The organism is Mycobacterium sp. IDUB_9 (genome assembly GCF_055419505.1).
In genome coordinates, this window is record NZ_JBVAXU010000002.1 from 772513 (window position 1) to 792091 (window position 19579).

Consider the following 19579-nt stretch of genomic DNA (forward strand, 5'->3'; position numbering starts at 1 on the left):
TCGGAACGATCCCGGCACGCCCCGGGGTGCTTTGCTCGATGATGGGGTGGCGTGGCTAAAGGCAGGCTGCGGCGCCGGCTCGCCGCGATGGACCCGAACCTGACTTCGCGCCCGGATGCCGCGCTGGTCGACGTGCTGCGTATCCCCGAGCCGTTCGTCAGTCCGGCCCGCAAGATCTTCATGCGGGTGCTGTACGCGTTGGGGGCGCTGTTCGCCGCGGTGCTCATCGTCTACCTCGATCGGCACGGCTATCGGGACAACGACAGCGCCCCGGATCCGAACAATCCGCTCTCGTTCCTGGACTGCCTGTACTACGCGACGGTGTCACTGTCGACGACCGGTTACGGCGACATCACGCCGTACACGGATTCGGCGCGTCTGGTGAACGTCATCGTGATCACGCCGCTGCGGGTGGCCTTCCTGATCGTTCTCATCGGTACCACCGTGGAAACCCTGACCACCCAATCCCGGCAGGCGCTGAAGATTCAGCGATGGAGGAACAAAGTGCGCAACCACACCGTCGTCGTCGGATACGGCACCAAGGGCCGGACGGCGGTCGCCGCGATGGTCGGCGATGAGGTCTCCCCGGCCGACATCGTCGTCGTCGACGAGAGCGCGGCTGCGCTGGAGCGCGCCAAGGGCGCCGGGCTGGTGACCGTGCACGGTGACGCCACCAATTCCGCTGTCCTGCGGCTGGCGGGTGCCCAGCACGCCAAGTCGATCATCGTCGCCGCCGACAACGACGCCAGCGCGGTGCTGGTCACGTTGACTGCCCGCGAGCTGGCCCCCAAAGCCAAGATCATCGCGGCGGTGCGGGAATCTGACAACCTGCATCTGCTCAAGCAGTCCGGTGCGGACTCCACAGTGGTGTCTTCCGAGACCGCCGGGCGCCTGCTCGGGATCGCGACGCAGACTCCCAGTGTGGTGGAGATGATGGAGGATCTGCTCACTCCCGATGCGGGGTTCGCCATCGCCGAGCGCGAGGTCACTCCGAAGGAGGAGGGCGGCTCCCCGCGCCATCTGCACGACATCGTGCTGGGTGTGGTGCGTGGAGGCCGGCTGGTCCGGGTCGATGCGCCAGAGGTGGATGCGCTGGAGGCCGGTGACCGGTTGCTCTACATCCGCAGCGCGGACGCCGAGCGATGACACATCGAACGTTCGGCCTACGCAACGTCCCCCTGCTGTCGCGGGTTGGCGCCGACCGCGCCGACGCCCTGCGCACCGATGTCGATGCTGCGACCGAGGGCTGGAAGGACGCGCTGCTGCTACGTGTCGACCGCCGCAGCCAGGTGCTGATCTCGGGTGGCCAGGTGGTGCTCGGTAAGGCTTCGAGCTTGGGCACCGACAAGCCACCGGAGCACGCGGTCTTCTTGGGGCGGCTGGCCGATGGGCGGCATGTCTGGGGTGTCCGCAGCGCACTGGAAGGGCCCGAGGATCCGGATGCGCCGGCCGAGGTGCTCGATCTGCGCCGGGCCGGCGAGGTCTTCGACGATGTCAGCGCCCAGTTGGTGTCGACCGCTACCGCGCTGCTCAACTGGCATGACCGGGCCAGGTTCAATGCGGTGGACGGCGCGGTGACAAGGTCGGCCAAAGGTGGCTGGTCGCGGGTCGACCCGGTCAGCGGTCATGAGGAGTTCCCGCGCATCGATCCGGCAGTCATCTGTCTGGTCCACGATGGCCGTGACCGCGCGGTACTGGCCCGTCAGACGGCATGGCCCGAGCGGTTGTTCTCGATCCTGGCCGGATTCGTCGAGGCCGGCGAGTCCTTCGAGACATGTGTGGTGCGTGAGATCTCCGAGGAGGTCGGCCTGACGGTGACCGATGTGCAGTACCTGGGTAGCCAGCCGTGGCCGTTCCCACGGTCGCTGATGGTCGGGTTCCATGCCATCGGTGATCCCGAACAGCCGTTCTCGTTCAATGACGGCGAGATCGCGGAGGCCGACTGGTTCACCCGTGCCGAGATCCGCGAGGCTCTGGATCGGGGTGACTGGAACTCGGCCGGCGGCGATTCGCAGTCCCGGTTGCTGTTGCCCGGGTCGATCTCGATCGCCCGGGAGATCATCGAGTCGTGGGCGGCCCTGGACTGAATTTCAATGGGCCGGGCAATGTCAGCCGATTTTGGCTTTGACCTGCTTGATCGTCGGATTGGTCAGCGTCGACCCGTCGGCGAACTTCACGGTCGGCACCACATGGTTGCCGCCGTTGACCGAGCCGACGAATTCCGCTGCGGCGGGATCCTGCTCGATGTCGACCTCAGTCCACGCGATGCCCTCGGACTTCAGAGCCATCTTGAGCCGCGAGCAATAGCCGCACCACGTGGTGGTGTACATGGTCACAGTCGGTGTAGCAGTCATAGTCCTCATAACGTAGCGGAACGGCTGCCTCATGCCCGCGGTGACGCAGGTCTCCGGCCTGCAGCGGTATGTTGCCGATCTGCAATGGGACGGAGCTGAACATGACCCGAGTGGTACCGCCGGTGGCCGGCGACCCGCATGTGCTCGACGAGTTGCGGTTGCAGGTGCGCCAGTTCGTCGCCGAGCAGCAGCAGACCGGCAAGGTCGGCCGGTACGCCGACAGTTGGCTGACCGGTTGGGACGAGGACTTCAGCCGGGCGCTGGCCGCCCGCGGTTGGCTGGGGATGACGGTGCCGGTCTCCTACGGTGGGCACGGACGCAGCCATCAGGAGCGCTTCGTGGTCACCGAGGAGCTGCTGGCCGCCGGGGCCCCGGTGGGGGCGCACTGGATCGCCGACCGCCAGATCGTTCCCTCTCTGCTCAAGTACGGCACCGAGGAACAGCGGCGAAAGTTCTTGCCCGCCATCGCCAAAGGCGAGTGCTACTTCGGAATCGGTATGAGCGAGCCGGATTCCGGCTCGGATCTGGCCAGCGTGCGCACCAAGGCTCTGCAGGTTGACGGCGGGTGGGCGGTCACCGGCGCCAAGGTGTGGACGTCAGGGGCGCATCTGGCCCACGCATTCATCTGTCTGGCCCGCACCGCGCCTGTGGATCCGGCACACCGCCATGACGGTCTCAGTCAGTTCATCGTCGATCTGCGCGCGCCCGGCGTCGACATCCGGCCCATCATCTCGATGAACGGCAAGCACCACTTCAACGAGGTGATCCTCGATGAGGTGTTCGTGCCCGACGCCATGGTGTTCGGCACCATCGGCAACGGCTGGCAGCAGGTGACCTCGGAGCTGAGCTTCGAACGCAGTGGGCCCGAGCGTTTCCTGTCGACGTTCCCGCTGCTGGCAGACATGGCCTCGCACATGCGCGACGGGGAGCTGCCTCGCCACACCGATCTGGGCCGCTACCTGGCCCGCATCACCGGGCTGCACCAGATGTCGATGGCGGTGGCCGGTGCGCTGGAGCGACATGAGCCGGCCGACACCGCGGCGGCCGTGGTCAAGGTGCTGGGAACCTCCACTGAAGGCGACATCGCCGATTTCGCTGATGTTCTCGGGGAGATCGACGACGAGGACTACTGCTCGATGCTGGCCGATGCCGTGGTGCAGCGCCCTGGGTTCACCTTGCGGGGCGGTACAAACGAGGTTTTGCGTGGGGTCATTGCGCGGGGACTGGGGTTGCGCTGATGAGCGCTTGCGCGAAGAGGAGATGGTACTGATGAGCGCTTGCGCGAAGAGGAGACAGTGCTGATGAGTGCTGTCGACGCCGAACTGGTCGAGATGATGTCGGCGGTGTTCGCCGCGCACCGGGAACAGCACGCGCCCGGAGAGGCCATCACCGAATTGTGGGATCAGTTGGGCGATCTCGGTCTGATCCGGCTGACCGGTTCCGAGGAGTCCGGCGGGAGTGGCGCCGGCTGGGCCGAGGCCGTCGAGCTACTGCGCGCGGCCGCCTGGCACGGGGTGAGAATCCCGCTCGCCGAGCACGATCTGCTGGCCTGCTGGCTGTTGGAAACGGCCGGTCTGGTTGTCGACGGTTCCCGGCGCACTGTCTGCCTGCTCGACATTGACGGTGCGGCGCGCGGGGTGCCGTGGGCGGCGAGCTCCGAGCGGGTGGTGCTGCTCTGGCGCGGTGGCACTGGATACCGCGTGGCTGAGGTGGATACCGCGTCTGTGTCGGTCACCCCGAGATACAACAGGGCGGGGGAGCCGCGTGACGATGTCAGTGTGGACGTCTCCGGCTTGACGGGAACACCTGTGCCCGACAATGTGATCGAGCAGTTCACCCGACGCGCGGCGTTGGTACGGGCAGTGCAGGTGTGCGCGGCGCTGGACCGGATTCTGGCGATGTCGGTGGCGCACACCCGTGAACGGATCCAATTCGGCAGGCCACTGGCCAAGTTCCAGGCGGTCCAGAATCTCGTGGCCGACATCGCCGCCGAGTCGGCGCTGGCCCGCGCAGCCACCGACGGTGCGCTCGCCGAGGCGCTGCGATCGGACTGGTTGTCGCCACACCTGGATTTCCTTGTCGCGGTGGCGCGTTCATGTGTAGGGCATGCTGCCTCCGTGGTGGTACGCAACGCTCATCAGGTGCACGGTGCGATCGGCACCACGATTGAACACCGACTGCACGAGTTCACCATGCCTGCCCTGTCCTGGCGTTCGGAGTACGGCTCGGTCGCGCACTGGGATGACAAGCTCACCGAGTACGGCACTCGGGCGGGCTCGGACGGGTTGTGGTCGTTGATCACTGCGGTCGGCGGCTGATTCGGCGCGATGGACGCAGGCATTCACCGGTGTCGTCGATATGACACCGGTTGTCCTATGGGAGAATGGGCCTGAAGTTGGTCGGTGTTGCTCGGCGACAGGAGACATTGTGAGCGCTCTGTTGCGAGCTGTGCGTCAACAGCGGGGCATGACGCTCGAGGAGCTCGCCGAAGCGACGGGGTTGACCAAGAGTTACCTGTCCAAGGTCGAACGGCAGCGTTCCACCCCGTCGATATCGGTCGCGATGAAGCTGGCACGTGCACTCGAAGTCGATGTCGCACAGTTATTTTCCGAGGACCCGGCGGTCACGACGTTGTCCGTTGACCGTGCCGGTGACCGCGCAGTCGGCCGGTATCACGCGGTGGCCGCGGGGATGCTCGGTAAGTCGATGTCGCCGTTCATCGTGCGACCGACCCTCAAGTTCGCCGAACACCCGCATCCCGAGCACGCCGGCCAGGAGTTGGTGTTCGTCCACGCGGGCATCGTGGAGCTGCGCTATCAGGACGACCTGGTGACCTTGGAACCCGGCGACTGCGCGTATTTCGACGCTTCACTGCCTCACCAGCTGCGGCAGCGGGGAAGCGCGCCCAGCGAGGTTCTGGTGATCACCCACACCGACTACGGCCGCAATCGTTGACTTGCGCTCGTTCCCGGCGTGAGGACCTGGGGTTCAAGTGCACCGAGTGGGTGGGTTCGGGTCCGGCAGGCCGAGAAGGCCGATGGTGATCTCGCCGGATGCGGTGGTGAGCACGGTCGATGACAGGTTGGCCGGAGATCGTAGCTCGCAACCAGCGTGGATCGTCAATCGTGTTGACTGTAGGACACAAGGTGTCCTACAGTCGTGGTTGTGTCTCCCGCCTCCGCGTTAGAAAGGTATGCCGAGATGACCACCACGCTTGGTGATTCGAAACAGGTTTTGATGCATCGCGCTCTCGATGGGTTGTCGAACCACATCGAGGAGTCCGCTCTGACGACGCAGCAGAAGCTGGCGTTGACGTGCCGAGCTCTGTTCGACGCGGGCCACGACTCGGGCCTGGCGGGCCAGATCACCGCGCGAGCCGAGAAGCCGGGTACCTACTACACCCAGCGGCTGGGATTGGGCTTCGACGAGATCACCGAAGGCAATCTGCTGCTTGTCGACGAGGATCTCACAGTTCTCGAGGGTGAGGGAATGGCCAACCCCGCCAATAGGTTCCACACCTGGATCTACCGCGCCCGGCCCGATGTGCAGTGCATCGTGCACACGCACCCGTTCCATGTCGCCGCGCTCTCGATGCTGGAAGTTCCGTTGCACGTGTCGCAGATGGATATCGCACCGCTTTACGACGACTGCGCATTTCTGGCCGACTGGCCCGGAGTCCCGGTGGGTAACGAAGAGGGCGAGATCATCAGTGCCGCACTGGGGGACAAGAAGGCCATCCTGTTGGCCCATCACGGCCATGTGATCGCCGGAGCCAGCATCGAGGAGTCGTGCTCGTTGGCGATGCTCATCGAACGTGGCGCCAAGCTACAGCTGGCTGCCATGGCCGCGGGCACCATCGCGGACCTGCCTCCGAGGCTGGCACGCGAGGCGCACGACTGGACTCTGCAGCCCAAACGCAGCCAGGCCAACTTCGCTTACTACGCGCGGCGTGCGCTCCGCAACCATCCCGATGCGCTGACCAGCTGAGCAGCCGGCCGGCCCGCACTCGATCCGATCCGAACCGCAGAAGGACGTCAAACATGACCACCAACAAGGAAATCCACGGAATTCTCGCCTATCCCGTCACACCGTTCACCGCAGACCATCGCATCGATACGGGCAAGCTTGCCGCCCTGGTCGACCGGCTGGTGACCGGCGGAGCGCACGGCATCGTCCCGCTGGGCAGCACGGGTGAGTCGGCCTACCTCACCGAAGCCGAGTTCGATGCTGTCATCGACACCACGATCGGTGTGGTCGATCGCAGGGTACCCGTCGTCATCGGCGCCTCAGATCTGACCACTGCCAATACCATTCGCCGGGCGCAGTACGCCGAGCAGGCCGGCGCGGATGCGGTGATGGTGCTGCCCATCTCCTACTGGAAACTGTCCGAACGGGAGATCGCGCGACACTATGCGGCGATCGGGGCGGCCATCGGAATTCCCATCATGGTGTACAACAACCCGGCGACCAGCGGCATCGACATGCGGCCCGAACTGCTGGTGCAGATGTTCACCGACATCGAAAACGTCACCATGGTCAAGGAATCCACCGGCGACATCACCCGCATGGAGCGCCTGTCCGAGCTCGCCGGCGGCCAACTGCCGTTCTACAACGGCAGTAATCCGATGATTCTCAAGGCCTTCAAGGCGGGCGCCAAGGGCTGGTGCACAGCGGCGCCTAACCTGCTGCCGCAGCCATGCCTGGATCTCTATGCTGCGGCACAGGCCGGAGACTGGGCGAAGGCCGACGCCATCTACGCCGACCTCAGGCCCTTTCTGGAGTTCATCGTGGCCGGCGGCCTGCCCACCACCATCAAGGGTGGACTCGAACTGTTGGGTCAGGGCGTCGGAGACCCGCGTCTCCCGTTGTTGCCGCTCGACGACGGCGGCCGCAAGGAGTTGCGCCGGCTCTTGCTATGAGCCCTGCCTGCCCAACAGCTTTCGCGTGCGCGCGGGTGTCGTGGCGGGTAGGTCGGCGAGGATGTCGGCAAGCGTGACACCGTCTAGGCTGGCCCGCCACGCCTGGTGAGCGTCAGACATTTTCACGGCGAGGATGCACTCGTGGCGGCACCAGGCGGCCGGTAGGGCACCGCGACCCTGCTGGCGGATCTCGCGGCATTCGTACGGCGGGGATGCGCCGTCGACGGCCTCGACGATCTGCAGCAGGGTGATGTCGGCCGGTGCCCGGCCCAGCCGGAACCCGCCGCGGGGGCCGGTCGTCGCGGCGAGTACACCTGCGCGGGTGAGCGACTGCAGCTGCTTGGCGAGATAGGCCGCGGGTAGGTCGAAGTACTCCGCGAGACCGGCGGCCGATGCGGTGGCCCCGACGTCGAGCTGCGCCAGCGATGTCGCGCAGTGCAGCGCCCACTCGGTGGCCACGGGAAGTTTCACGGACGGTAGCTTATTACAGATATTACGGACCTATATAGTCCGAGATATCCATCGGCCAGGACGGGAGACATCATGCGAATCGCGGTTGCGGGAGCTACGGGGAACATCGGGGCGCGCGTGGTCGCTGCTCTGCAGGGCGCCGGACACCAGGTGGTGGCGATCAGCCGCTCGAACGGGGTGGACCTGTCGACCGGTGACGGGCTCGACGCGGCCCTGGCCGGGGTGCGGGCGGTGGTCGACGTGATGAGTGCGCCGCCCACCGATCGGGACAGCACCGTGCACTATCTGGGCAGCGCCACCGGAAATCTGCTGGCCGCCGAAGCCCGCGCCGGGGTGGGGCATCATGTCCTGCTGTCGATCGTCGGGATCCACGACATCGAGGGCAATCCGCACTACGCCGGAAAACGTGAACAGGAACGCCTGATCCAAGCGGGAACGGTGCCCTGGACGATCGTGCCCGCCACCCAGTTCCACGATTTCGCCGAGACGGTGGTGAGCTGGACCGAACAGGATGGGACTGCACCCATCGCGCCGCTGCTGGTACAGCCCATCGATCCCGACGACGTGGCCGCGGTGCTCGCCGAGGTGGTCGTGGGCGATCCACAGGGCCGCTACGTCGACGTGGCCGGGCCGCAGACGCAGGATCTGGTCGACATGGCCCGCCGGACCCTGGCGGTGCGCGGCCGCGAGGTGACGTTGGTGCCGACGTGGTCATCGATCTTCGGTGTGCAGATGGCCGGTGATGCACTGCTGCCCGGAGAGAATGCCCGCATCGCGCCCACCACCTTCGACCAGTGGCTGAGCCGGCAGCGGTAGTCCCCGGCCACGCCGGACCGAGGACTGTCACCGGTCTCTGACACCATGGAGCGCATGCCGTTGGAGGCTCCCTCGCCCGCCCTGGGCGATCTCGATGATGAGCAGCGGGAAGCCGTGCTGGCCGCCCGCGGCCCCGTGTGCGTGCTGGCCGGTGCAGGTACCGGCAAGACCCGCACGATCACCCGCCGGATCGCGCACCTGGTGGCCGGCGGTCACGTCGCGCCCAGTCAGGTGCTCGCGGTCACGTTCACCGCGCGGGCCGCGGGCGAGATGAGGGGCCGGTTGCGGGCGTTGGGTCAGGAGTCGGGGGTGAATACCGCGGCGGTGCAGGCGGTGACGTTTCACGCGGCGGCGCGCCGGCAACTGCAGTACTTCTGGCCGCGACTGGTCGGCGACACGGGGTGGGAGCTGCTCGACAGCAAATTCGCCGTGGTCGCTCAGGCCGCCAACCGGGCCGGGATGCAGACCAGCACCGATGACGTTCGCGATCTGGCCGGCGAAATCGAGTGGGCCAAGGCATCTTTGATCACCCCGGAGGCCTACAGCACGGCGGTCGCGAAGGTCGGGCGCGACATCCCGTTCGATGCGGCCAAGGTCGCGGCGGTCTATTCGGGCTACGAGGCGCTCAAGGCCCGCCGCGACGGCTCGGCGCTGTTGGATTTCGACGACCTGCTGCTGCACACCGCCGCGGCCATCGAGAACGACGCCGCCGTCGCCCAGGAATTCCGAGACCGCTACCGCTGCTTCGTCGTCGACGAGTACCAGGACGTCACACCCCTGCAGCAGCGGGTACTCGACGCCTGGCTGGGGGAGCGCGACGATCTCACGGTGGTCGGTGACGCCAACCAGACGATCTATTCGTTCACCGGGGCCACTCCGCGTTTCCTGTTGGACTTCTCCCGGCGCTTCCCCGACGCCGCCGTCGTGCGGCTCGAGCGTGACTACCGCTCGACTCCGCAGGTGGTGTCGTTGGCCAACCGGGTGATCGCTGCCGCGCGTGGCCGGATGGCGGGCAGCAAGCTGCATCTGGTGGGTCAGCGTGACCCTGGCCCCGAGCCGACGTTCTCCGAGTATCCCGACGAGGTGGCCGAGGCCAATGCCGTCGCCCGGTCCATCAAGAAGCTGATCGAAAACGGAACAGCGCCGGCCGAAATCGCGGTGCTGTACCGGATCAACGCGCAGTCTGAGGTCTACGAGGAAGCACTCACCGAGGCGGGAATCGCGTTTCAGGTCCGCGGCGGCGAGGGTTTCTTCAGCCGCCAGGAGATCCGCCAGGCATTGGTGGCGATGCAACGCTTCGCCGACCGCGACATCCCCGAGGACAACCTGCCGGCCCTGGTACGTGAGCTGCTGGAGCCGCTCGGACTGACCGCCGAACCACCGGCCGGTACCAAGGCGCGGGAACGCTGGGAAGCGCTGACGGCGCTGGCCGAGCTGGTGGACGAAGAGGTCACGGTGCGCCCGGACCTGGATCTGCGGGCGCTGGTCGCCGAGCTGCGCCAGCGGGCCGACTCCCGGCACCCACCGGTGGTGCAAGGTGTCACGCTGGCGTCGCTGCATGCGGCCAAGGGCCTGGAGTGGGATGCGGTGTTCCTGGTGGGCCTTGCCGACAACACCCTGCCGATCTCCCATGCCCTTGCGCACGGGCCCGACAGCGAGCCGGTGGAGGAGGAGCGTCGTCTGCTCTATGTCGGAGTCACCCGGGCCAGAGTGCACCTCGGCCTGAGTTGGGCGCTGGCTCGCACCCCCGGTGGGCGGCAGGGCCGACGCCCGTCGCGATTCCTCAACGGCATCGCGCCGCAACTACAGAATTCCGGCGGCTCAGGCCCGGACCGGCCGCGTCGTCAGCGCGGTCCGGCGCCGCGTTGCCGGGTGTGCAATGCCCAGCTGTCGACGCCGCCGGCGATCATGTTGCGACGCTGCGAAACCTGTCCCTCAGACTTGGATGAGGAGCTTCTCACCGAGCTCAAGGACTGGCGGCTGCGCGTCTCCAAGGAGATGAAAGTGCCGGCGTACGTGGTGTTCACCGACAACACCCTGATGGCCATCGCCGAGTCACTGCCGACCGACGATGCCGCACTGGTGGCACTCCCCGGTATCGGTGCGCGCAAGCTCGAGCAGTACGGCCCGGATGTCCTCGAGTTGGTTGTCGCGCGGGTGAAAGCCCGCCAAGATTCGTAAAGATTGCGCCAAAACCGCAGGTAGAAAATAGGTTGTGCGATTTGGCTGTTAGGCTTTAGCCTCGTAACACAGCTCTGGTGACGAGACGGAAGGAGGGTGCCCGCAATGGATAGCAACATCAATTTCAGTGGTGTAGCGGCTGCAGGCATGCCATCGTCCGTGCTCGCCGTCGCCGTTTCCCCGGTTTCCCCGGAGGGACGCCGGCATGCCGCACCCGCTGCCCCCGCCGCCGCTGCTGCATGGCCGGCCGCCGCTGCTGCATGGCCGGCCGCCGCTGCTATTTCGCCGCAGCACAAGCGCCGTCCGGCCGCCGCGACTGGCGCGTCCGTGGATCGGAGCCCCTACTAGGTAGAGCTCCCATCACCGCCAAATGGCCACGGACCCGCAGTCAACCGGATCCGTGGCCAATTTCTTTGGGAGTTGTTCTCCACCCCGAGAAACCTGGTCGCAGATCCGTTCAAGAGACAGATCTCCGACAACGACCAGGAAGTAGGGGGATAAGCACATGTCCATTGCGATGACCGCTCCGGAGGTGAGCGTCGCGCCGGTGACATGCGAGCAGCGGCTACCGGCGGTGCCGTGCCACGTCGGGAATCCCGATCTGTGGTTCGCCGAGAGCCCAGTCGATCTGGAGCAGGCCAAGGCGCTGTGTGCGGATTGCCCGATCCGCAACGCGTGCCTCACGGCCGCGCTGGAACGGCAGGAGCCGTGGGGTGTCTGGGGTGGTGAGATCCTCGACCGCGGAACCATCGTGGCCCGCAAGCGGCCGCGTGGGCGTCCACGGAAGAATGTGGCAGCCGCGTAACGGCATCGACTCTGCGGTTCAGGGTGAGTTCTTCTCGAACTTTCACACCCTGACCGCAGAGTCGACGCTCAGCAGCTAGGCCGCCTCGTCGGCGAAACCCGGAACCAGTTCGGTGGCAATCGCTTTCACCGGCACATGCGCGTCGAGTTGGCAGCACATCGCGATGGTCGAGGCGATCACCCGCAATGGGATGGCCAGGTTCGGCGGCAGGTCGAGCTGGCGCGCCGTCTTGATCTGGGCCACCCAGTTGTCCATCTGGCCGGCCGCCATCTTCTGAATCCACCGGCGGTTGTAGTGGAAGACGTCGACCTCGATCGGTTCGACGTACTGGCGCAACATGTCGTCGACTTCCTCGATCGAAACCTGTTCGCCCTTCTGGATGAAACCGGCTTCCTCCATGGTGGGCAGCAGCTCGTCGTAGTTCTTGTCCCGGGCCAGCCGGATGCACTCGCCCAGGGAGGTCGGGAAACCGTCGGGAAGCGGCGCGACCGCGCCGAAGTCGATGACGCCCATCCGCCCGTCGGCCAGCAGCATGAAGTTCCCCGGATGGGCATCGCCGTGCATCATCTGCAGCCGCTTGGGCGCGTCAAAGGTGAGTTCGGACAACCGGGTGCCCATCAGGTCGCGCTGTTCGGGGGTGCCGTCGCGGATGATCACCGACATCGGGATGCCGTCCATCCATTCGGCGATGACGACCTTCGGTGCGCTGGCGACGATGGCGGGGACACAGAAGTGCGGGTCGTCGCGGTAAGCCTTGGCGAACGCACGCTGGTTTTCGGCCTCGAGCCGATAGTCCAGCTCCATATCGGTGCGTTCGATCAGCTCGTCGACGATGCCCTGGATGTCGATGCCGGGGGCCAGTTGCTTGAAGACACCGACCAGGCGCTGGATCGTCTTGAGATCGGCGCGCAGGGCTTCGTCGGCACCAGGGTATTGGATCTTGACGGCCACCTCACGGCCGTCGGACCAGACTGCCTTGTGCACCTGACCGATGCTGGCCGAGGCGACGGGGGTGTCGTCGAACGAGGTGAACCGGTCCCGCCATTTGGTGCCGAGCTGTGCATCGAGCACCCGGTGCACCTTGGCGGCCGGGAGTGGCGGTGCTTCTCGCTGCAACTTGGTCAACGCCTCGCGGTACGGCTTGCCGTACTGCTCGGGAATGGCCGCCTCGAGCACCGACAGGGCCTGGCCGACCTTCATCGCCCCGCCCTTGAGTTCACCGAGTACGGCGAACAATTGTTGGGCGGCTTTGTCCATCAACTCGGCAGTGACTTCGTCCTTGGACTTGCCGGTCAGACGCTTGCCGAAGCCCAATGCGGCCCGACCCGCCATGCCGCCGGCCAAGCCGGCGAGCTTCGCATTCCGTGCCACGCTTCCCCGTTTGATGTCAGACACCAGACCATCATCCATGACGTGGCTGAACGGCCCACCACCAACTGGCAACAAACGTTTTCAACATGGGCAGTCGGGGTGCCGGGACCAGCGCCGCGCCACGATCGAGTACCCATCGGCGTCGAGTTCGAGGGTGGTGTTCAGCGTCGCCGGTGCATCGGGTGCGGGCTCGTCACCGTCGGTGTGTCTGACGGCACGGATCACGAGGTCGACCTGCCGCATCGCCAGCGCCGCAGTGGCCAGGATGGTGGCACGGCCGGCGCTGCCGACGGTGCCCCTGAGTTGGGTTGCCACGGCAGGCCACGCCGCGTCGCGATCGGTGCGGTGTAGATCGGCGCAGCGCAGACAGCTGGTCAGGCCCGGGATCACCAGCGGCCCCACCAAGCCGGCGCCGTCGCGGACCCGCACCGGCAGGTGGGCGATCCCGCCGTGATGCAGTTCTTGGAGCAGCCGCGGGTCGGTGATCTGGTAGTCGGCCAGCACCACCAGGTCGGTGGAGGCGGCCACGTTCCTGGTGTGTGGGTGCGTGCTGTGCCTGACTCGCGCGCCCGAGCAGCGCAGTCCGTTGGCCAGCAGTTCCGACAGCGGTCCGCGGCCGTGCACGCGGATGGATGCCGACCGCGCCGGCCGTGAGGGCGTGGCGGCGACGGTGAGCATTCCGGTTTCCGTCAATGCGGCGATCAGCTCATCGATGGCGTCGGCATCGTCGAATGATGCTGCAGCCGTGACCAATTCGTCGCGGGTGGCGCCGACCTGCAGTGCCCGCAGCAGATCGGCCAACTGTGCCTGGCTCATTCCGGCCGGGGGACGCACCAGTACTGCGCGACGCGGATCCCAGCCCAACTGAACCATCTCGTCGGGACGCAGCAGGATCGGTCGGCCTGCGGCGAGCACGTAGCGCTTCATGCGAAGACTGTGCCACGGCGGCGGGGACCGCCGTTTCAGTTATCCACAGGCCGCCGTGCGGGGGTCAGGACCGGCTGCCGCCGTCACCCTCGGCGCCGCCTTCGCCACCCTCGCGCTGCTCTTTCTCCAGGTCGGCGATGGCCTGTTCGAAGGCGCTGTCGATGCCGCTGGTGTCGCCGCCGATCATCCGGTCGATGAAGCCGGCCGGATCGTCGAGGTCGGTTGCGCTGGGCAGCAGGTCGGGGTGCTGCCACACGCTGTCGCGGACGTCGGTGCCCACTGCCTCGGTCAGCCGTTCCCACAGCACCGCGGCTTCGCGCATCTTGCGGGGGCGCAGTTCCAGGCCGACGAGCGTGGCGAAGGTCTGTTCGGCGGGCCCGCCGGTGGCGCGCCGACGACGGAGCGTCTCGGCCAGTGCCGAGGTGCCGGGGATGCGGTCGCCCAGCGCCGCGATGACGACGGTCTGCACCCAGCCCTCGATGAGCGCGAGCAGGGTTTCCAGCCGCTCCAGGGCGGCTTCCTGCTCGGGGGTGGCTTTGGGCTCGAAGATGCCCTGGTTGAGCAGCTGCTCCATCTCCGACGGGTCGCCGAGGGAGGCCGGGTTGAATCCGCGGGCGAAGTCCTCGATACCCGACATGTCGACCTTCATGCCCTTGGCGAAGGCCTCGACGGTGCCGAGCAACTGGCTGGACAGCCACGGCACATGGCTGAACAGCCGGTGGTGGGCGGCCTCCCGCGCGGCCAGGAAGGTCAGGATCTCGCTGCGCGGGCGCTCCAGGCCCTCGGCCAGCGATTCGATGGCCTCCGGCATGAGTGCCGCAACGCCCTTGGGGCCCAGCGGCAGGCCGACGTCGGTGGAGGTGAGTACCTCGCGGGACAGCTTGCCCAGCGCCTGGCCCAGTTGGGAGCCGAACGCCATGCCGCCCATCTGCGACATCATCGCCAGCAGCGGACCGGCCATGCTCTTGGCCTCTTCGGGCAGCGCCGACGCCCAGACCGAGGAGATCTGCTCGGCCACCGGGTCGCACAACCGCTTCCAGGTGTCGAGCGTGTTGTCCAGCCAGTCGCTCGGGGTCCAGGCCGCCGACCTGGTGGTGCCCGCGGGCAGCGGGGTCACGCCGTCGAGCCAGGTCTCGGCCAGACGTACCGCGTCGGCTACCGCGCCGGTGGTCTTTTCCGGCACCGGGGCGACGAACCCGATCGAGTTGGACGCCAACTGCCGGGCGAGGTCGTAGTTCACCGGACCGGATTGTTTGCCGCCCATGGCGCCGCCTGCGCCGCTGAACATCTCGCCGAGCTTGGTGAAGATCTGCCCGAGGTCGCCCATGTCGAAGTTGGCTCCGCCCATGCCCAAACCGAACGGATCCGAACCCGGACCTGGCCCGGAGTTGCCGGGGCCGGACCCCGAATCGGGGTCCTTCTTGTCTTTGTCTCGGTCCGGGTCGTTCCCGGCGGAGAAGCCGAAGGGCAGGTCAGCCATACCCACAACGGTACTCATGACGGGGTGTCCGGGTGTGCCTGCGGGTCACGCTGTGGGTGAACACGATGGTGCAGGCCTTACTGTGGGCGGCGTGAACAGGCGGATTTTGACGCTGCTGGTTGCGTTGGTGCCGATTGTGGCGTTCGGCGTGCTGCTGTCGGTGGTGACGGTGCCCTTCGTGTCCCTGGGGCCCGGTCCGACGTTCAACACGCTCGGCGACGTCGAGGGCAAACAGGTGGTCGACATCAAGAGCACCGACGAGACCGGCGGTTCCGTGGTCCACCCGACCTCGGGTCACCTGAACATGACCACGGTGTCCCAGCGTGACGGTCTGACCCTCGGCCAGGCGATGGCGTTGTGGATGTCGGGCCGTGAGCAACTGGTTCCGCGCGACCTGGTGTATCCGCCGGACAAGTCCAAGAACGAGATCGACGAGGCCAACAACTCGGATTTCAAGAAGTCCGAGGACAGCGCCGAGTACGCGGCGCTGTCGCTCCTGAAGTACCCGGTGGCGGTGACGGTGCAGAGCGTCACCGATCCCGGTCCTTCGGCGGGCAAGCTGCGCGATGGTGACGCGATCGACGGGGTAAATGGGACACCGGTGGCCAACCTCGACGAGTTCCAGGCGATCCTGAAGAAGACCAAGCCGGGTGAGCAGCTGGTGATCGACTTCCGTCGCAAGAACGCCCCGCCGGGGGTCGCGACCATCACGCTCGGTGACAACCCGGACCGGGACTACGGGTTCCTCGGCGTGGGTGTGCTCGATGCGCCGTGGGCGCCGTTCGAGATCGACTTCAACCTGGCCAACATCGGCGGCCCGTCGGCGGGTCTGATGTTCAGCCTTGCCGTCGTCGACAAGCTGACCACCGGCGACCTCAACGACGGCAAGTTCATCGCGGGTACCGGAACCATCACCGGCGAGGGCAAGGTCGGGTCCATCGGCGGCATCACGCACAAGATGCTGGCCGCCAAGGACGCGGGCGCCACGGTGTTCCTGGTGCCCGCCGATAACTGCACCGAGGCGCGTTCGGCGCCTCAGGACGGCATGGAGTTGGTGAAGGTGGACACGCTGACCCAGGCCGTCGATGCGTTGCACACGATTTCTGCCGGTGGCGAACCGCCTCGCTGCTGAACCGCACGCAGCCTGCGGATGGCTAGAGTTAGAGGAAATCGGGCGGCCTGTCGGGCATGCCACGAGTCCACCGAGGCTGAAACGGGAGTTCACGAGTGGGGATGCGGCCCGCGGCGAGGATGCCGAAGCTGACGCGACGTAGCCGGATGCTGATCGGCCTGGCGCTGGTGGCAGTGCTGGCACTGTTGATCGGACCTCGGGTGGTCGACGGCTATGTCGACTGGTTGTGGTTCGGCGAGCTGGGGTACCGGTCGGTGTTCACCACCGTGCTGGCCACCCGACTCATCGTGTTCGTCGTTGTCGGGCTGTTCATCGGTGTGGTGGTGTTCGCCGGCCTGGCGCTGGCCTATCGGACCCGTCCGGTGTTCGTCCCGGCGGCGGGCCCGAATGATCCGGTGGCGCGCTACCGCACCACCGTGCTGGCCCGGCTGCGGTTGTTCGGGATCGGAGTGCCGGTCTTCATCGGTCTGCTGGCCGGTGTGATTGCGCAGAGCTACTGGGTGCGGGTGCAGTTGTTCCTGCATGGCAGTGACTTCGGTATCACCGATCCGCAGTTCGGTCGGGATCTGGGCTTCTACGCGTTCGATCTGCCGTTCTACCGGCTGGTGCTGACGTATCTGTTCGTCGCGACGTTCCTGGCGTTCGTCGCGAACCTACTGGGGCACTACGTATTCGGTGGGATCCGTCTGGCCGGGCGCAGCGGGGCGCTGAGCCGTGCCGCACGGATCCAGCTCATCAGCCTGGTCGGCCTCCTGATCCTGCTCAAGGCATTCGCGTACTGGCTGGACCGCTACGAGCTTTTGAGCAACACGCGCGCTGCCAAGCCGTTCACCGGTGCCGGCTACACCGATATCAACGCCGTACTCCCGGCCAAGCTGATCCTGCTGGCGATCGCACTGATCTGTGCGGCGGCGGTGTTCTCGGCGATCGTGCTGCGCGACTTGCGGATTCCTGCCATCGGTGTGGTGCTGTTGTTGCTGAGCTCGATGGTGGTCGGTGCCGGGTGGCCGCTGGTCGTCGAGCAGTTCAGCGTCAAGCCCAACGCCGCGCAGAAGGAAAGCGAGTACATCAAACGCAGCATCACCGCGACGCGGCAGGCCTACGGCCTGACCGACGACACGGTGACGTACCGCAATTACGAAAGCGACGGTCAGACCACCGCCGCGCAGGTCGCTGCGGACCGGGCGACCACGTCGAACATCCGGCTGCTCGATCCGACGATCGTCAGCCCCGCATTCACCCAGTTCCAGCAGGGTAAGAACTTCTACTTCTTCCCGGATCAGCTGGCCATAGACCGCTATGCCGGGCCTGACGGCAATCTGCGCGACTTCGTCGTCGCCGCACGCGAACTCAACCCGGACCGGCTGATCGAGAACCAGCGCGACTGGATCAACCGGCACACCGTCTACACCCACGGCAACGGATTCATCGCCTCGCCGGCCAACACGGTGCGTGGAATCGCGAACGACCCCAACCAGAACGGCGGTTACCCCGAGTTCCTCGCCAGCGTCGTCGGCGCCAACGGCAAGGTTGTCTCGCCCGGACCGGCGCCGCTTGACCAACCCCGCGTCTACTTCGGTCCCGTGATCGCCGATACCTCGGCCGACTATGCGATCGTCGGCAAGAACGGTGATGTCGACCGCGAGTACGACTACGAGACGAACACCGACACCAAGAACTACAGCTATTCGGGCACCGGCGGTGTGGCGATCGGCAACTGGCTGACGCGGTCGGTGTTCGCCGCCAAGTTCGCCGAGCGGAACTTCCTGTTGTCCAACGTGATCGGTGAGAACAGCAAGATCCTGTTCAACCGGGATCCGGCGGAGCGCGTGGAGGCGGTGGCGCCGTGGTTGACCACCGACACGTCCGTGTACCCGGCGATCGTCAACAAGCGCATGGTCTGGATCGTCGACGGCTACACCACCCTGGACAACTATCCGTATTCGGAGTTGACGACGCTGTCGAGTGCGACGGCCGACTCCAACGAGGTGGCGGTCAACCGGCTGGCCCCCGACAAGCAGGTGTCCTACATCCGCAACTCGGTCAAGGCCACCGTCGACGCCTACGACGGCACGGTGACGCTGTACGCCCAGGATGAACAGGATCCGGTGCTCAAGGCCTGGATGAGTGTGTTCCCCGGCACGGTCAAACCGAAGGCGGACATCTCCCCGGAACTGCAGGCGCACCTGCGTTATCCCGAGGATCTGTTCAAGGTTCAGCGGTCGCTGCTGACCAAGTACCACGTCGACGATCCGGTGAAGTTCTTCACCAACGCCGATTTCTGGAATGTGCCGCTGGATCCCAACCCGACCGCGAGCAGCTATCAGCCGCCGTTCTACATCGTCGCCAAAGACCTTGTGAACAACAGCGGTTCGGCGTCGTTCCAGTTGACCAGCGCGCTGAACTGGTTGCAGCGCGAGTTCCTGGCCGCCTATGTCAGTGCCAGCTCGGATCCCGCGACCTACGGCAAGCTCACCGTGCTGACCATCCCGGGTGAGGTCAAGGGCCCCAAACAGGCATTCAACGCGATCAGTACCGACACCGCGGTGACGCAGGACCTCGGTGTGATCGGACGGGACAACCTGAACCGGATCCGGTGGGGCAACCTGTTGACCCTGCCGGTGGCCGACGGTGGATTGCTCTATGTGGCACCGGTTTACGCATCGCCTGGAACCAGTGACGCGGCCTCGACCTACCCGCGGTTGATCCGGGTGGCCATGCTCTACGGCGACAAGGTCGGCTACGGCCCGACCGTCAGCGACGCCCTGACCGAATTGTTCGGCCCGGGGGCCGGCGCCACCGCCACCAACGTGGCGCCCACCGACAGCAAGCCGCAGGCGGCCGGGACGCCCGAGGCGCCACCGGCGGCCCAGCCACCGGCCAATGCCGATGGCCAGGCCCCGCAGGTTGTCGCGCCGCCGGGAGCGATCCCGCCGGGTGAACCCGTGCAGTTGTCGCCGGCCAAGTCCGCGGCTCTCAAGGAAGTCGAGTCGGCACTGTCCGAGGCGCAGGATGCCCAGCGCAGCGGTGACTTCGGCAAGTACGGTCAGGCGTTGCAGCGCTTGAACGATGCGATGAAGAAGTTCGATTCGTCGAAGTAGCTTCTCCGTCGAATATTGGTGC

General features: G+C 66.3%; 17 protein-coding genes. 12 read left to right on the forward strand and 5 right to left on the reverse strand.

The features are described from left to right. Nucleotides 1-51 precede the first annotated feature (51 nt). Both ACZY08_RS12380 and nudC read left to right on the forward strand, forming a co-directional pair. Nucleotides 52-1146 carry a potassium channel family protein gene (locus ACZY08_RS12380; protein WP_463744574.1) on the forward strand — a complete coding sequence of 365 codons (1095 nt, stop codon included), beginning with the start codon at nucleotides 52-54 and terminating at the stop codon, nucleotides 1144-1146. Next, on the forward strand, nucleotides 1143-2087 hold the full coding sequence (nudC, locus tag ACZY08_RS12385) for an NAD(+) diphosphatase (RefSeq protein ID WP_463744573.1): 945 nt from the start codon (nucleotides 1143-1145) through the stop codon (nucleotides 2085-2087). The genes ACZY08_RS12380 and nudC overlap by 4 nt, the downstream gene beginning before the upstream one ends. 21 nt (nucleotides 2088-2108) lie before the next feature. Here the strand turns inward: nudC and mrx1 are convergent, their stop codons facing one another. Further along, on the reverse strand, nucleotides 2109-2354 hold the full coding sequence (mrx1, locus tag ACZY08_RS12390; RefSeq protein ID WP_463744572.1) for a mycoredoxin Mrx1: 246 nt from the start codon (nucleotides 2352-2354) through the stop codon (nucleotides 2109-2111). Nucleotides 2355-2455: 101 nt separating this feature from the next. On the opposite strand from mrx1, the gene ACZY08_RS12395 reads away from it, so the two are divergent. From ACZY08_RS12395 to ACZY08_RS12415, 5 genes are all read left to right on the forward strand, one after another. Beyond that, nucleotides 2456-3592 carry an acyl-CoA dehydrogenase family protein gene (locus tag ACZY08_RS12395; RefSeq protein ID WP_463744571.1) on the forward strand — a complete coding sequence of 379 codons (1137 nt, stop codon included), beginning with the start codon at nucleotides 2456-2458 and terminating at the stop codon, nucleotides 3590-3592. Between the two features lie 63 nt (nucleotides 3593-3655). Beyond that, nucleotides 3656-4672 carry an acyl-CoA dehydrogenase family protein gene (locus ACZY08_RS12400; RefSeq protein WP_463744570.1) on the forward strand — a complete coding sequence of 339 codons (1017 nt, stop codon included), beginning with the start codon at nucleotides 3656-3658 and terminating at the stop codon, nucleotides 4670-4672. A gap of 109 nt (nucleotides 4673-4781) precedes the next feature. Beyond that, on the forward strand, nucleotides 4782-5309 hold the full coding sequence (locus ACZY08_RS12405; RefSeq protein WP_463744569.1) for a helix-turn-helix domain-containing protein: 528 nt from the start codon (nucleotides 4782-4784) through the stop codon (nucleotides 5307-5309). A gap of 246 nt (nucleotides 5310-5555) precedes the next feature. Then, entirely contained in the window at nucleotides 5556-6341 is a 786-nt protein-coding gene (locus tag ACZY08_RS12410; RefSeq protein WP_463744568.1) for an aldolase, read from the forward strand. Between the two features lie 53 nt (nucleotides 6342-6394). Further along, a complete protein-coding gene (locus ACZY08_RS12415; RefSeq protein WP_463744567.1) occupies nucleotides 6395-7273 on the forward strand; it encodes a dihydrodipicolinate synthase family protein in 879 nt (292 codons plus the stop codon). Here the strand turns inward: ACZY08_RS12415 and ACZY08_RS12420 are convergent. After that, entirely contained in the window at nucleotides 7268-7744 is a 477-nt protein-coding gene (locus tag ACZY08_RS12420; RefSeq protein ID WP_463744566.1) for an RrF2 family transcriptional regulator, read from the reverse strand. The genes ACZY08_RS12415 and ACZY08_RS12420 overlap by 6 nt on opposite strands. A 72-nt stretch (nucleotides 7745-7816) precedes the next feature. Between ACZY08_RS12420 and ACZY08_RS12425 the strand changes: the two genes are divergently transcribed. From ACZY08_RS12425 to ACZY08_RS12435, 3 genes are all read left to right on the forward strand, one after another. Further along, complete coding sequence (locus ACZY08_RS12425; protein ID WP_463744565.1) at nucleotides 7817-8560, forward strand: SDR family oxidoreductase; 744 nt, start codon at nucleotides 7817-7819, stop codon at nucleotides 8558-8560. A 54-nt stretch (nucleotides 8561-8614) separates the two neighbouring features. Further along, complete coding sequence (locus tag ACZY08_RS12430) at nucleotides 8615-10741, forward strand: ATP-dependent DNA helicase UvrD2 (protein WP_463744564.1); 2127 nt, start codon at nucleotides 8615-8617, stop codon at nucleotides 10739-10741. Between the two features lie 505 nt (nucleotides 10742-11246). Continuing rightward, a complete protein-coding gene (locus ACZY08_RS12435; RefSeq protein WP_463744563.1) occupies nucleotides 11247-11546 on the forward strand; it encodes a WhiB family transcriptional regulator in 300 nt (99 codons plus the stop codon). A 75-nt stretch (nucleotides 11547-11621) separates the two neighbouring features. Here ACZY08_RS12435 and ACZY08_RS12440 read toward each other — a convergent pair whose 3' ends face one another. The 3 genes from ACZY08_RS12440 to ACZY08_RS12450 form a co-directional block, all read right to left on the reverse strand. Continuing rightward, nucleotides 11622-12956 carry a macrolide-binding ATPase MABP-1 gene (locus ACZY08_RS12440; RefSeq protein ID WP_463744562.1) on the reverse strand — a complete coding sequence of 445 codons (1335 nt, stop codon included), beginning with the start codon at nucleotides 12954-12956 and terminating at the stop codon, nucleotides 11622-11624. A gap of 42 nt (nucleotides 12957-12998) precedes the next feature. Next, nucleotides 12999-13844: a cyclodehydratase gene (locus ACZY08_RS12445; protein WP_463744561.1), complete on the reverse strand. Its 846-nt coding sequence runs from the start codon at nucleotides 13842-13844 to the stop codon at nucleotides 12999-13001. 64 nt (nucleotides 13845-13908) lie between these two features. After that, nucleotides 13909-15324 carry a zinc-dependent metalloprotease gene (locus ACZY08_RS12450; protein ID WP_463744560.1) on the reverse strand — a complete coding sequence of 472 codons (1416 nt, stop codon included), beginning with the start codon at nucleotides 15322-15324 and terminating at the stop codon, nucleotides 13909-13911. A gap of 91 nt (nucleotides 15325-15415) precedes the next feature. Between ACZY08_RS12450 and ACZY08_RS12455 the strand changes: the two genes are divergently transcribed. Further along, the gene (locus ACZY08_RS12455) at nucleotides 15416-16456 is read left to right on the forward strand and encodes a YlbL family protein (RefSeq protein WP_463744559.1); all 1041 of its coding nucleotides are present in this window, start codon (nucleotides 15416-15418) and stop codon (nucleotides 16454-16456) included. 95 nt (nucleotides 16457-16551) lie between these two features. After that, on the forward strand, nucleotides 16552-19557 hold the full coding sequence (locus tag ACZY08_RS12460) for a UPF0182 family protein (protein WP_463744558.1): 3006 nt from the start codon (nucleotides 16552-16554) through the stop codon (nucleotides 19555-19557). The last annotated feature ends 22 nt before the right edge of the window (nucleotides 19558-19579 follow it).